At 60.0% G+C, this 14,187-nt stretch carries 8 protein-coding genes and 3 pseudogenes; 5 read left to right on the top strand and 6 right to left on the bottom strand.

Translation table 11 applies throughout. The features are described from left to right. Positions 1 to 50 precede the first annotated feature (50 nt). Together U4Y88_RS35640 and U4Y88_RS35645 are read right to left on the bottom strand one after the other, a co-directional pair. The gene (locus U4Y88_RS35640; protein ID WP_321789603.1) at positions 51 to 2,987 is read right to left on the bottom strand and encodes a Tn3 family transposase; all 2,937 of its coding nucleotides are present in this window, start codon (positions 2,985 to 2,987) and stop codon (positions 51 to 53) included. 532 nt (positions 2,988 to 3,519) lie between these two features. After that, positions 3,520 to 3,882, bottom strand: a pseudogene (locus U4Y88_RS35645) (ATP-binding protein); the annotation flags it as partial. Positions 3,883 to 3,965: 83 nt separating this feature from the next. Between U4Y88_RS35645 and tnpA the strand changes: the two are divergent. The 3 genes from tnpA (at position 3,966) to tnpC (ending at position 6,505) form a co-directional block, all read left to right on the top strand. Then, the gene (gene tnpA, locus U4Y88_RS35650) at positions 3,966 to 4,448 is read left to right on the top strand and encodes an IS66-like element accessory protein TnpA (protein WP_321789605.1); all 483 of its coding nucleotides are present in this window, start codon (positions 3,966 to 3,968) and stop codon (positions 4,446 to 4,448) included. Beyond that, positions 4,448 to 4,801, top strand: coding sequence for an IS66 family insertion sequence element accessory protein TnpB (gene tnpB / locus U4Y88_RS35655; protein ID WP_027821151.1), 354 nt, complete (start codon positions 4,448 to 4,450; stop codon positions 4,799 to 4,801). The genes tnpA and tnpB overlap by 1 nt, the downstream gene beginning before the upstream one ends. 99 nt (positions 4,802 to 4,900) lie before the next feature. After that, a complete protein-coding gene (tnpC, locus tag U4Y88_RS35660) occupies positions 4,901 to 6,505 on the top strand; it encodes an IS66 family transposase (RefSeq protein ID WP_321789607.1) in 1,605 nt (534 codons plus the stop codon). A 152-nt stretch (positions 6,506 to 6,657) separates the two neighbouring features. On the opposite strand, the pseudogene U4Y88_RS35665 reads toward tnpC, so the two are convergent. The 3 genes and pseudogenes from U4Y88_RS35665 to rarD all read right to left on the bottom strand — a co-directional run. Beyond that, a pseudogene (locus tag U4Y88_RS35665) lies at positions 6,658 to 7,077 on the bottom strand (ATP-binding protein); the annotation flags it as partial. Beyond that, positions 7,067 to 8,582: pseudogene (gene istA / locus U4Y88_RS35670) on the bottom strand (IS21 family transposase). The pseudogenes istA and U4Y88_RS35665, both read right to left, overlap by 11 nt. A gap of 323 nt (positions 8,583 to 8,905) precedes the next feature. Further along, positions 8,906 to 9,829 (bottom strand): EamA family transporter RarD, encoded by a 924-nt coding sequence (gene rarD, locus U4Y88_RS35675; RefSeq protein ID WP_321789609.1) that lies wholly within the window; start codon positions 9,827 to 9,829, stop codon positions 8,906 to 8,908. Between the two features lie 32 nt (positions 9,830 to 9,861). Between rarD and U4Y88_RS35680 the strand changes: the two genes are divergently transcribed. Continuing rightward, positions 9,862 to 10,878 (top strand): LysR family transcriptional regulator, encoded by a 1,017-nt coding sequence (locus tag U4Y88_RS35680; RefSeq protein WP_321789611.1) that lies wholly within the window; start codon positions 9,862 to 9,864, stop codon positions 10,876 to 10,878. A 904-nt stretch (positions 10,879 to 11,782) separates the two neighbouring features. Further along, the gene (locus U4Y88_RS35685) at positions 11,783 to 11,986 is read left to right on the top strand and encodes a hypothetical protein (protein ID WP_321789613.1); all 204 of its coding nucleotides are present in this window, start codon (positions 11,783 to 11,785) and stop codon (positions 11,984 to 11,986) included. Between the two features lie 215 nt (positions 11,987 to 12,201). Here the strand turns inward: U4Y88_RS35685 and U4Y88_RS35690 are convergent, their stop codons facing one another. Then, on the bottom strand, positions 12,202 to 14,175 hold the full coding sequence (locus tag U4Y88_RS35690) for an alkyl/aryl-sulfatase (RefSeq protein WP_321789615.1): 1,974 nt from the start codon (positions 14,173 to 14,175) through the stop codon (positions 12,202 to 12,204). Between the last annotated feature and the right edge of the window lie 12 nt (positions 14,176 to 14,187).

Raw genomic sequence — 14,187 nt, forward strand, 5'->3', positions numbered from 1 at the left:
TATCGTTTCGAATCAAACACCTGCTGACTCCCCCCCTTTGGATCCTTGCCTCAGGCGCGAAGACTGGCGGTAGAAGCATGAGGATCGGTCGCGAGACTTGGAAGGATCCGATGTGCGTACCGAGCCACCGGAAAATTGAACGTGCCGCGCAGGTTGATTCCCTCCAAATACGTCGGTGCGATTCTTCTCAACTGCCCAGGGTCCAGTGGCACGCCCGTGGCCGCCTGAATTTCCTCAAGAGCGCGTTGCATATGGGTGGTGTTCCACGCCATCAGGATATTCGAGAGAAGTGTCAGCGCGGACGAGACTGCCGAGAGCGATTGCTGACGGCGTGCAAGTTCGACGGGTATCTTGCCAATATGGATCGCGCGTTGAACGTTGTGCACCGCTTCTCCGCGGTTCAGGACATGTTGCATTTCTGCCCTGAACGGGGCATTGGTGAAATAGTCGATCAGAAAGATACTTCTGAACAGGCGACCAACGTGAACGCCTCCTTCATAAACGGCCTGCCCACGCGCTGCTGAGCCGAAGCGAGCCAGAGCTTCGACTGCCGTACATTTTCCAGAACGGATGGACGCAGCGATCCTGACTAACTCGTCCCATACGTCCACGATGAGTTCGAGCCTCACATCGCGATCAGTGACCGCAGCGAGTTGTTGTGGTACTGCATGGTTTCGAGGGACATGAAGCCGCCGGTCACGAAGGTGTGACAGGCGAGGGCATAGATCGAATCCTAGTGCCCGTGCCAGGCCCATTGCGAAATCGGTGTAGCCATGGGTGTCAACGGCGAGCTGCGCTATGTCCCCGGCCGCACTCTGGCGGACAACACCTTCGATCGCGGCGCCGGCCTGGCGATCGTTCAACACGATGGGCTGGTCGTAAAAGATGCCCCACCGATCGAGCACGTGGGTGTACATCCCGATGGATGCCGTGCGCCGCCGCGGATCGGCACGCGCCTGCCAGACTGTACGAGTCGTCTCAAGCGACATCATGTCGGAGGATGCCAGATCGGCGCGGCCCCAATGAGCGGCGACGGGATGCTCATGCATGAATTCGAGCACAGCATCGGCAGCGAGCCGAAGCACTCTCTCATCCTCAAGTCGCCTCATCATCTGACGGATTGCGACCGGCGAGATCTCCGGGACCATTCGGGATATCTCCGCTGCGGAGAGCGACGTTCCGTGCGCCAGTACGGCCGAATACATCATGAGTAATTCGACTCGCGATCGAGGTTCACGCCCGAGCAGGATCCAGCTGAAGCGCGTTGCGCTGTCAATTTCGAGAATGATCTCCGGCAACTGGCCGGGCGGATGGGCTTCAAAAATCGCTCTTCGCAGGCGATCGGATGCTGCGTCTTCTGGCTGGGCTTCCAATGGATCGAGATGCACCGCCGTATCAATCCACACCGCGCCTTCATCCGCTGCACGATTCAGCAGTTCAAGGCGCTGGGCGAGATGAGCCAGAACCGGTCCAAGGAACTCCTGAGGGTCCTGCGGTAGCCCGAGGTGTCCATACAGGTTGTTTCGCTTTGTTCGCCAATCTTCGGCGGAGATCAGCATGTGAGCCTGACTCCGGAAGGAAAAGCTGTGCTCGACAAAGATCGTGCCGTTGCGAAGAGCAATACGCATCGCAAAAAGCGTGGCCCATTCGAAAGCCACCATTGCCTTCAGACGGTCGTAACCGTCAATTGATTCGCGCCAGGCGCGCCCAAACCGGATGTTCACGCCGTCAGGCAGCAGGTAGGCATGACGCCGGTAGAGACCTCGCAACAGGACAATCGCATCGATAACCGGATGATCGGAGTCGGCTTCGAATGGCAACTGGACAATACGAATCAGCAGATTGCGCGCGTAATGCCGCTTTCGAAGCAGGCACTGCCGGATCTCGCTGCGGCGGCTGGGTGGATGTGGTTGCAGTACCCGATCTGCCAGCAGGCAAAGCTCTTTGCCCAGAACTTCGCGGGAGAGGGACTCGTCCATCGCGAGTGACTTCACGGCGAGTGCGAATTCTCGAAGCTGATCTGCAGCCTTCAATCGTGCGCTTTCGACGTCACGCGACGCATCGTTGACGATTTTCAGGACCCAGCGACGCAACATTGTGAGGACCTGATCGGTCGCTGTACAAAGGCTGTACCGCATGAAGCACGCTGCTTCAAGCCTTCGTGCTTGCGGTTCGACCCGCTTGCTGATCGAGGGTGGCCGACTGGCACAGCGTCGCGCGTAATACCGCACAATCGCGTCGTTACACCCGCCAGGCCAGCAGTTCGCTACCCCGTACATCGTGAGCAGCTTGATCTTGTCGAGTACCTCTCCCATCTGGTGCGTCGAGCCGCGAAGCGGCACAGCCCACAGCCAGCGCTGCAGACTTGTGTGCTCTCCATATGGCTGGGACAGGGTACGCGCCCAACTATCGAGCCTGTCGACGCCGAGCGCCTGCACAAGCGTATCGTGCAGCGCGTTCTCGATATCGTGCACTGCCTGAACGACGAACTGCCTCAGACTACGATCGGGCGGTATCACGATACGATGTTCGTAAAACCAGCGCTTGAGATCGCTCATTAGGTGGCCGCGCTCAGGACGCCCAGTGAGTTGCTCCTTGAGCCAGCGGATCACATACCGACGCTGATGTTCGGCGATCGTCCGGAAATTTATGATGGTTTTTGCGAAGCCCTGGTGGTCGGAGAGTGTTTTGAAGTTACCGTCATAGATCGACCGGAGCGTCCCGACGTCCGGCGTCTGGACATCAAGCTGCTGGCCAAGGTGTCGCCATAGAACGGTCGGGATCTGCCGGTATGAATCAAGCGGCCGACCGGTCATTCGCAGGAAGCCGACGTGCAGCGCGATGGCCAGCCGGTAAAGATCGGTGCGCCTCGAATCGATCTGGGCGCGTTCGCGCTTTGAAAAAGTAAAGAAAGTGCTGAGTTCGAACTCACTCAGCTCCCGCGGCAACTGCCGGATCCCGAGATATGCCAGTCGCCAGTGATCCATGAGGCAGCTCCGCGTCGACGACGAGAACGCACCAGCGTAGCGGCGCAAAATCATCGGCGCCACGGTAGAAATCGGGATTCCTGCGTGGAGGCGCAGCACCTAAGAAAAGTACCTGATCATCGGCCGAAAAATTGACATAACATACCGTTTGTGACGCATCGCGATGCTCGTCCAGCGTTGACATAACCATTCCGGAATTAAAGATTGATAATCTTGGTTATGTTAAATTTATTATTCGAATGAACTAACACCCGGGTTTGGGCGGTAGGCGCGATTCTGGTCATTATCCCGGCGCCAATGCACTCAGCATCAAATCAGCCGGAGGCTTGCCTCTGTCATTTTATCCACCAACAATAGTACTTTTCCTCAGGTCGCCTGCCGCAGGTGCGGCCAGTATCAGACGATGCATCTCCGAGCAATCGGGTTGAAAACTGTTTTTAAGACAGAATAAGGTGAGAGTGTTGATTTGCACGGAATCCTGACCCACGATTTGCATTGAATTCTGACCCACCCGTTGGACCAGCTTTTCGGGTTATTCGGTGGGTATCTGGGTCTTCTTTCTCTCCTTCCTTGGCTGTGTCGTGCTGTTTCTGAAACGATAGCTATCGTTGCCTGTTTCTACAATGTGGCAGTGGTGCGTGAGCCGGTCGAGCAGCGCCGTCGTCATCTTTGCATCGCCAAACACACTGGCCCACTCGGCGAAGCTCAGATTGGTGGTGATGATGATGCTGGTTCGTTCGTAGAGCTTGCTGAGTAGGTGGAACAGCAGCGCACCGCCGGTCTGGCTGAACGGCAGATAGCCGAGTTCGTCCAGCACCACGAGATCGGCATACACAAGCCGCGTGGCGAGTTGTCCGGGCTTTCCCACCCGCTTCTCCTGTTCGAGTGCGTTGACCGTAAGCGCGAAATTCTCCGCACCTAGCCGGCGCGGCTGAATCAATCCACGATTGCGTCCGCAGACTTGAATTGCGGACGCAAATGATGACCGACACTGACTTTGATTTTCTCCCTCTGCGAGTGACGCGGACGTGCGCGGATGGCAAGCATCGATACGATCCGGAGGGCAAGCGTAAGTTGATCGAAGCCTGCCGCCGGCCGGGCGCGTCATTGGCAGGTCTGGCGCTGAAGGCTGGGGTCAATGCGAACCAGTTGCGCAAATGGGTACAGCTGCAAGAGCGACGGGAAGTTGCGGGCGTTTTGCATGGTGCTATCGCGCAAGCACCGTCAGCCTTCGTGCCGGTCGTCTTGATCGACGAGTCACCGGCATCGACTCTTGCGGAAACGGCACTGCCAGCCCCGCAGCCGTCGCTGCAACGAGAGCCGGCCCGTCCGTCGCTGCGGGCGGCGCCGCTGGCGCGTTTGTCGGCGACACTGCCTAACGGCGTTGTGCTCGAGCTCGAATGCTCTGGGCGAGACACCTCACTGGTCACAGCGATGATTGCCGCGCTGGGAGCGAGCTGATGTTCCGCTTCGACCACGACCTGCGGATCTACCTGCATCGCGAGCCGATCGACTTCCGGGCCGGACTGAATACGCTGGTGACGATGGTCGAACAGTCGATGCAGCTCGATCCGCTCGCACGAGCCGTCTTCGGATTCCACAACCGGAAACGGGATCGTGTAAAGCTGTTGCTCTACGATCGGGCCGGCTTCTGGCTGATGTTGAAACGGCTCGAGGTGGATCGTTTCGCTTGGCCCCGTCGTCAACAGGCCGTGATCGAACTCACGGTCGACCAGCTCCATCTGCTGCTCGATGGCATCGATCTCGACGCGCTGCGTCCGCATCCCGCCCGACAGTACTGCTTCGCGAGTTGAGGCCCGGTATCGCGAACGTTGTTGGTCAACAACGTTCGTCCCGGCTGTTACACATCTCCGTAAACCTGTGCGGCGCCGCGCTTCGCTATCGTGAATCGCATGAAAGCCGATCTCGCCCGATTGCCGCAGGCCGCCAAGGTCTACATCCACGAACTCGAAGCCGGTCTCGCCGAGCGCGATGCCAGGATCGACGAACTGACCAGGCGCCTGGATGCGCTGGAAGAGCAATATCGTCTCGCGCTGGCCCGGCAGTACGCGCCGAAGAGCGAGAAGCGCAAGGATCGCGTGTTCAACGAGGCCGAGCAGGCGGCCGATACCGAGCCGGTCGACGGGGACGACAGTGACGTGCCTTCGCTGCCGGACACTGGGTTGCCGGAACTCGACAAGCCCGAACCCGGCAAGCGAGGCCGCAAGCCGCTGCCTGCGGATCTGCCGCGCGAGCGCATCGAGTACGATCTGCCCGAAGACCAGAAGAGCTGCCCGTGCTGCGGCAAGGCCCTGCATCGCATGGGCGAGGACATCAGCGAGCAACTGCACATGGAGGTCAAGGTGTCGGTGCTGCAGCACGCGCGTGCCAAATATGCGTGCCGACACTGCGAACGCCACGGTGTGCGCACGCCAATCGTCGTCGCGCCGATGCCGGCACAGCCCCTGCCGGGCAGTCATGCCAGTCCTTCGATGATCGCCGCCGTCACGGCAGGCAAGTACGTTGACGGCACGCCGCTGTACCGGATGGAGGATGTGCTCGCGCGCTCGAACATCGCGGTCAGCCGCGGCACGCTGGCGAACTGGATCATCCGCCCCGCTGAGCTTCATTACACACGGATTTACGATGCGCTCAAGCAGGTTCTGCGCAGTCAGTGGTTGATCCACGGCGATGAGACCACGGTCCAGGTGCTCAAGGAAAAGGATCGAAAGGCGCAGGACACGTCGTACATGTGGGTGTACAGGAGCGCGGCGGACAGCGAGCAGCCCGTCGTGCTGTTCGAGTATCAACCTGGGCGCGGTGGGGAGCATCCGCGTGCCTTCCTCGGCGACTACGCGGGCACGCTGATGACGGATGGCTGGCCCGCCTGGCGCACGATCAAGACGGCGACGCACCTCGGATGCCTTGCGCACGCGAGGAGGCTGTTTACGGACGCGCTCAAGGGCCAGAAGAACAAGCCGAGTCCCCGCATCACGAAGGCACTCGAGTTCTTCCAGGCGCTGTATCAGGTCGAAGCGCTCGCGAAACAGACGATGCCCGAAGGCGAAATGCTGACCGATTACCGGTATCGACTGCGGCAGCAGCACAGCGTGCCGCTGCTGAGCGCCTTCAAGGCATGGCTCGATGAGTTGGCGCCGAAGGTTCTGCCGCAGAGTTTGCTCGGCGAGGCGATCGGGTACTGCCGCCGACAGTGGCAGTATCTGATCCGTTACGTAGACGACGGCCGTCTGCCGCTTGATAACAACGTCATCGAGCGCGACATCAGGCCGTTTGCCACTGCGAGAAAATCGTGGTTGTTCAGCGACACGGTTGCGGGAGCGAAGGCGAGCGCGATGGTCTACAGCATGATGCTTACGTGTCGCGCTTGCAACGTCGAGCCTCACGCCTGGCTGCTGCACGTGCTGACCGAATTGCCGCAGCGCGCCGCAGACGCGGACATCAGCGACTTGCTGCCGTTCAACTACGCGAAGCGGCAAGCCGAGGCGGGCGCGAGCTGACGCACCGAGCGCGCTTCGACCATCGCGTCGACGCGTATTACCGAGACTCCATCGCGAACATCGTCGGTCGACCTCGACCGTCACGATGCGGCTATGCTCGCCCGTCAGTTGCAAATGATTATCGATTCGGTGTGCTGAATTTACCGCTTACCGTTGACCAGTTCGATGGTGGAGAAGAAGCGCACACGGCGGCGGTGATGTTCGAGCGCCTGCACACCGATCGCGGTTGCCAGATGGGTCTTCCCCGTGCCGGGTCCACCCACCAGAACGATGTTGTGCGCCGAGTCGATGAACTCGCACTGGTACAGTTGGCGCACCAGCGCTTCGTTGGCATCGCTGCAACTGAAGTCGAAGCCGCCAATATCGCGATACGCCGGGAAGCGTGCCGCCTTCATCTGGTACGCGAGCGAGCGCACTTCGCGCTCTGCCAGTTCTGCCTTGAGCAGCCCGGCGAGCACCAGCGAAGCCGACTTGTAGGCCGGCGAGTCCTGCGCGGCAAGCTCGCCCAACGCTTGCGCCATGCCGTGCAGCTTGAGCGACTTGAGCATCTGCATCATGACGTCAGGCTGCATGGTTGTCCTCCCGACCCCTTAGACGGTCATAGCGGCTGACGTTGGCCTGCGGCTCGACGGTCAACGCGAAGGCCTGTGGCGTCTGCAGCGGGGGCACAGGCGGGCTGTCAAGAAGCCGGCTCAGGATGTTCAGCACCGTCTGCTTGTTCGGTGCGCCAGCCTCGAACGCCAGCTCGACTGCAGTGAGCACCATCTGTTCGTCGTGCAGCAGGACCAGCGCCAGAATCTCCACCATCTCCCGGTCGCCGCCGGGGCGCTTCAGCAGCACGCCCTGCAACTTGCGGAAGCCCGCTGGAAACTCGGCGAATGGCGCGCCATTGCGCAGCGCTCCTGGTTTGCGCTGCAGGACTGCCAGGTAGTGACGCCAGTCGTAAATGGTTTCGCCGTGGTCATGGCTGCGGTTGATACAGCGCTCGTGCTCGGCAATCACCTGGCCTTCGGCGACGAACACGAGTCTGGCTGCGTAGACGCGCAGACTGACGGGCCGGTTGGCGAACGACGCCGGCACGCTGTAGCGGTTGCGCTCGAAGTTCACCAGGCAGGTTGGTGAAACGCGTTTGGTGTGTTCAACGAAGCCATCGAACGGCTGGCCCACCGGCATCAGGTGCGGCCGCTCGGCCGACCACGCATCCCAGATCGTCATGTCCTGCTCCGGATGCCGGGTCTGCTGCCACAGCAGCACGCACTGGTCGGCCAGCCAGTCGTTGAGTGCGGCGAGTGAACCGAACGTCGGCACCTTCTGCCAGAGCCGGTGACGGCTGTCCTGGACGTTCTTCTCGATCTGCCCCTTCTCCCAGCCCGAGGCGACGTTGCAGAACTCGGCATCAAACAGGTAGTGGCTCACCATTGCACTGAAACGCGCGTTGACCTCACGCACCTTGCCGGGACGCACCCTGTCGACGGCGGTCTTCATATTGTCGTAGATGCCGCGGCGGGGAATGCCGCCCCAGGCGACGAACGCGTGATGATGCGCGTCGAACAGCATCTCGTGGGTTTGCAGCAGGTAGGCGCGCAGGAAGAAGGCACGGCTGTGGCTGAGCTTGAGCTGCGCCACCTGCAGCTTGGTGCGCTCGCCGTTGATGACGGCCCAGTCCTCGCTCCAGTCGAACTGGAACGCTTCGCCCGCCGCAAACCGGAGCGGCACGAACGTCCCGCGCCCGGTCGTCTTTGCCTGCTCGTGCTGTTCCTGTCGCCAGCGTCGGGCAAACGCCGCGACGCGATCAAGAGCCGGTGAAACCCAGCGCGCAGAGATCCGCGTGAATCTGTTTGAGGGTCCTTCGCTGTTTGCGAGGCCGACCAGCTTCAGTCTTGAGCCAGCCTGCGAGCTTCGCCGCGAACCCGTCGAGCTTGCTGGGGCTGTGACGTTCGGGATAGGCGGGCAGGACAGTGCCGGCCCGTATGTACCGCCTGACCGTGTTTCTGGACACGCCCAGCCGTTTGGCAATCTCGCGCAACGAAACATGATCGCGAAAGTGCCAGCGTCGGATGATGCTCAATATAGCCACGTCGATCACTCCGTTCCCCTGCCCGTTGCCGAGCAGGTCAGTGTTCTACGTGGGTCAATATTCGATGCAAATTACTGCACAGGGTGGGTCAGGATTCCGTGCAAATCAACACATCAAGCTGATCCGCCGCCGCCGCCGCCGCCGCCGCGCGCTCGTACGCGCCTAATGGGTCGGTAGCCGGCCAAAAGCGGACATCTGCCCTCCAGGTAACGATGTCCGCTTCGTACCGACTGTCAACAGGAATGCTGGGCTGGCATTACTCGCACAAAATAGCGGCGTGGCGATGTGGCGGAACCCGGTCGACGGTGATGGCGATCAACACGTCAACCCTCGAGCGACTCGCAGATCTCGGTGATTGAGGGCTTTCTGACTTGCCACACGTATAGCCCGGTGAAAAATACCGACATGGAAACAGGAGCGTAGGTCCAGACATCGTTTGCGCTTATCGGCTCATGAAATAGCGCTGCGGAAATGATCGCGAGGAGTATCGGCTCGATGTAACCGAAAAGCCCGAATATGCCGATAGGAAGCAACTGGCTGGCCCGCAAATACGCCGAGAAGCTTAACGCCGAAAGGATGCCCAGCCCCGGGAGCAGGCATCCCATAAGCGTTGCACTGCCGAGTGCGCCAGAAAGGTTATCGCCGCGCAAGGCCATGATTGCAGCGACGGGCGCCATGGCCATCAGTTCGGCGCCAAGAATGGACAATGAGTCGTGCCGAAGTTTTCGGCGTAACAGGAAGTACGGCGGGAACCCGAGCGCAACAACAAGCGTGGGCCACGAGAAGGCTTGATCGATCAGAAACTTGTGTGCAACCCCGGCCCCGGCGCATGCAACGGCAATCCACTGCAGTGCGTGTATCGGTTTTGCGTCCACGAGTTTGCTGACCAGCACCATTACAATCGGCAAAAGAAAATATCCCAGCGATACGTCGAGCATTCTTCCGTGCAGCGGCGCCCACATGAAAAGCCATTGCTGCAAGCCCAAAAGGCCTGCGCAGGCCAGAAGCAAGGAGAGCGTCCCCGGATGCTTGCGCAGTCGATTGAGCAGCGAAACCCATTTCCCAATCGAACCGGCTCTTATCATCAGAACGATAACGATCGGCAAGGTCCACAGTGTTCGCCACGCGAAGATCTCCACACCGTCGAGGGGCGCCAACCACTTCACATACGGGGAGATCAGCGCAAATGCGGCCGTGGCTATAATCGTCAGCGCTACCCCGCGCAGTGATACTTCGTTCTGGTTCATAGGTGTTGCTCACTGCTTCGAGCGAGAAAAGGATGATGAAAAAAGACGTACCTCGGTTACTGTCAGATACGCCGCGAGGCGGCGCCGCAACGGCCGAGTTCGGCGGCCTATATGCAGATGAGTGGTCGGCACTCCTGGCTGTGGCAAGTGAAGGATCATTCGTCGCTGCAGGCTCGCTTCTCAATCGAGACGCATCGGTCGTATCGAAACGCATCGCGTCGCTTGAAAAGCGCTTAGCTGTTCGCCTGCTCGAGCGAAGTACCCGAAAGGTGCGCCTGACCGATGCAGGAGCGCAGTTTGCCGAGAAGATCCTGCAGGCCAAAGCGCTCATCGCCGAAGCTGAGCAAGAAGCCAGCCAACACGCCTTTGTCACCACGGGCCGGCTGCGTCTCGCCTTTCCCGGAACCCTCGGCAGGTTGTGGCTCGCGCGGTTGATCCCGGAATTCCTTTCGCGATATCCGTCCCTGCAAGTCGAAGTCGATTACAGTGAGCGATATACCGACCTGATAGCGGAGGGATTCGACGCGGCCGTGCGCATCGGCACCATGGCGGACAGTCGGTTGGTGGCAAAACCGCTTGCCCCCCACAGCAGAATTTTGGCAGCCTCCCCGGACTATTTGGCGCGGCATGGCTTGCCACGCTCCCCTTCCGATCTTGCTCAACACAACTGTCTCGAGTTCGACGGTTTGCTCGACTATCCACAGTGGCAACTCTTCAATGGCAAGCGCAGCGTTCGCGTCCAGGCACGGGGCAACTTGCGCTCCAACGACAGCAGTGCCTTGTTGGAAGCGGCGCGTGCCGACGCAGGGATACTCGGCGCAGGTGACTGGCTGATGAGTCGCGATATCGACACGGGGAGCCTCGTTCGGGTGTTGCCCGCCTGGGAACTGGGTTCGCGCGGTGGCATTTATCTTGTGCGGCCGTCAGCACGCTTCACGCCAGCCAAGACGCGTGCTTTCAGTGACTGGATATCCGAGAAGTTCTCCCCTCAGCCACCGTGGTCACGGGCAAAGCCGACCAAGCAACGCAAGCAGCGTACATCCGATTGAGCCCGAGAAAAATCGCCATGGGTGCATGACATTGCTGCATGCAATGCCGGAATTCGTTGCCCGAGCGGCACGAATCGGCAGTGATAGGAAGAACGTGCCACGTCACGGTACAGCAGATGCTCGCTCAACAAGCGGACATCGCAGCCAGGCACCTCGATGTCCGCTTCGGGTCGACACCGGTAGTTGGCGGGCAGCGGTGAGGTGCGGCCGCGGCTTCCCGGCGCTACCCGGCTGGTGCCGGGCCCGGGTGTCGGATGACCAGGCTGCGCAGTTGCTGACGCGACCAACCCCGAAAGATGCCTGCCGTCCCGCCGATCGAGGGCTGCGGCTGCAGCATCGGCACCCTCCTCTGCTCCGGTTTCGCCACTTCAGGACGGGCAGTCAGCAGGTCTCTGATCGGAAAGGAAAATTATAAGGGACCTGAAGGCAAAGCCCCTTCAAGCCAGGGCCGAGCTAACCGGAGAGCTGCATGGAAATCAAGGGGACACCATAACCCGTCGAACACGCTGCGTGCAGGGATTTTTTGCAAAGGTTAGGATTGTCTGGCCGGGTACGAAAAGCACGCACCCGGCGAACCTCAGCCATATTGAGCCCGCTATTTCACGCGGGCTTTTTTTCATGGTACAGCGGGCGGGCCAAGCGTCGGATTTCAGCATCCGTAATTACACGAATCATGGCTGCGGTAAGGAGTCGTCGCTGTTCTTTGCGGCTGACCAGACGCTCTGCCATGGCGTCAGCAAGTTGTTTTTGCGATCGATCGGAACCGGCATATATGCAAACAAAAAAGAGGGATGAACGCCATGGGGGAATTACACGGAGCGAACGCGATCGACGGGGCGTAGTCACTCGGCACATGGGAGTGTCAATTCAGGCGTGGCATTACCGTCTGTCGAGAAGCCGCCCCATGATCAAGTGGTCGCAGTCGCGAACCGGTAAATTGAATGGCGTGGACTGTGTGTTCGCGGTTACACAGGGACGTGGCCGGGCATACGCATATTTCGTCTGGAACAACGAACTGCTTGTCTTCTACACGGGAGAGCAGACCCTGGATCACGGCGAGGAGATTTGGTATCAGTGCCCCATGATGGGCGCCCTCCCGGCGAATTGAACGTGTACTGAAAGTTAATTCAGGGATGTGACTTTTGCATTTTCATTGAGCTGGTGAAAAAGTACTCCCCAAGTTCGCAGGCACCGGATGCCTGCTCGTTACTACCCGCCTGGTCTCCTCCGCTGTTGATGCGCTTTTCGATGTCTGGATCAGATCGACAGGACGGCCTCGCGTTCACGTTGAACGCGAGGCCGTCGTGTTACTCGACGTGATGATTACGGATTCGGGCGCGGCGTCACGATCGGGAACAGCGGATTGAAGCTGTCGGTCAGCGACAGGAGTTCGGTGATCTTGCCGCGATCGCCGTCCACCTTCGCGCGCCCTGCCTGCACTTCCTTATCGAGATTCGTTTGATGCAGCATGATGTTGTCGAGGCTCGACTTCGGCAGCGACAGCGTCACGTCGGCGTTCTGGATCTGCTTGCCTTCGCTGTACACCAGCACCGAATTCTCCAGCCGCACCGCGTACTGCTTGTGGATGTCGGGGAAGACCCAATTCACTGAAATCGTCTTGCCGTCCGCCTTGTCCCCGTCGATATGCATGGAGAGGAACTCCAACGCCATTTCAGGCGACATCGCGCGGATCGTGTCGGGGCTCGCAGTCTGCACTGCCGGCACCTTCGGGATGCCGTTGCGCAACTCATACGCGCCCATCAGGTAGACGTCGCGCCACGGGCCGGCTTCGGACTGGTAGCCCAATTGTTCAAGGGCGTCGGCTTCCAGATTTTTCGCTTCCTGATTGTCAGGCTCGGCATAGACCGCCAGGTTCATGACCTGCGCCACCCAGCGATAATCGCCCTTTGCATAAGCGTCCCGCGCCTTTTTCGTCACCGCCGGCACACCGCCCATGAACTCCATCGTGCGCTTCGCGGTGTCCACCGGCGGCAGCGGGTGCAGATCGGCCGGGTTGCCGCTATACCAGCCCATATAGCGCTGATAGACGGCCTTGGCATCGTGCACGACCGTGCCGTAATAGCCGTGGTTGTACCACTCCTTGTCGAGGCTCGGCGGCAGCTTCACCATGTCGCCGATTTCGTCCATCGTGTAACCCATGTTCAGCAGACGCAGCGACTGGTCATGCACGTATTTGTAGGTGTCACGCTGCTTCGACAGGTAATCGTTGATGCGGTCGTTCTCCCACATCGGCCAGTGGTGGGAGGCAAACACCACCTGCACCTGTGGGCCGAACATGTCGATCGTCGTATCGAGCGCCTGCCACCATTTGTTCGCGTCGCGCACCTGCGCGCCACGCAGCGTGTAGAGATTGTGCAGCGTATGCGTGGCGTCTTCCGCCGCGCACAGCGCGTGATATTTCGGGAAATAGAACAGCATTTCCGCGGGCGCTTCGGTGCCAGGCGCCATCTGGAACACGACGTCGAGTCCGTCGATGGTGCGCTTTTCCCCCGTCTTCTTGATGATGTCGGTCGGCGGAATCAACGTAACCGTGCCGTTGGACGTGGTCTTGCCCAGGCCGCCGTCAATCTGCCCCTTGTCGCTGCGCGGCAGCAGCGAGCCATACATGTAGATCGCGCGACGACTCATGGCGTTGCCGGCGAAGACGTTTTCGCTCACCGCCTCTTCCAGGAAGCCATCCGGTGCGTAGATCTTCACCTTGCCGGATTTGACGTCGGCTTCGTTGACCACGCCCTTCACGCCGCCGTAATGGTCGACGTGGCTATGGGTGTAGATGACCGCGACCACCGGTTTTTTCGGCCGATGCTGGTAGTAGAGATCGAGACCGGCCTTCGCCACTTCGGTGGAGATCAGCGGGTCGATCACGATGATGCCGTTGTTGGTCTCGACGATCGTCATATCGGACAGGTCGAAGCCGCGAATCTGGTAAATGCCGTCCACGACCTTGAACAGGCCGTTGTTCATGTTGAGCTGGGCGTTGCGCCACAGGCTCGGGTTGATCGAGGGCGGTGCGTTCTGGGCCTGCAGGAACTGGTAGCCGTCGAGAGTCCAGACCGTCTTGCCGTCGGGTGTCTTGACGTCGATATTCGGCAACGTGGCGATAAAGCCGCGCTTCGCGTCTTCGTAGTCCTGACGATCGCTCATCGGCAGGGTTTTCAGCAAGTCGGCGTTTGCCTGCTGGGTCGCGGGCGTCGCGTCCTTGTTGGTTTCGGCGGCAAGCGTCGCGCCGAAGCTCACTGCAAGCGCCACGAGTGGCAGGAGAAAGCGGGCTTTCATGGGCAACCTCAC

Origin of the sequence: Paraburkholderia sp. J94 (genome assembly GCF_905220285.1) — a bacterium.
Lineage (GTDB): Bacteria > Pseudomonadota > Gammaproteobacteria > Burkholderiales > Burkholderiaceae > Paraburkholderia > Paraburkholderia tropica_A.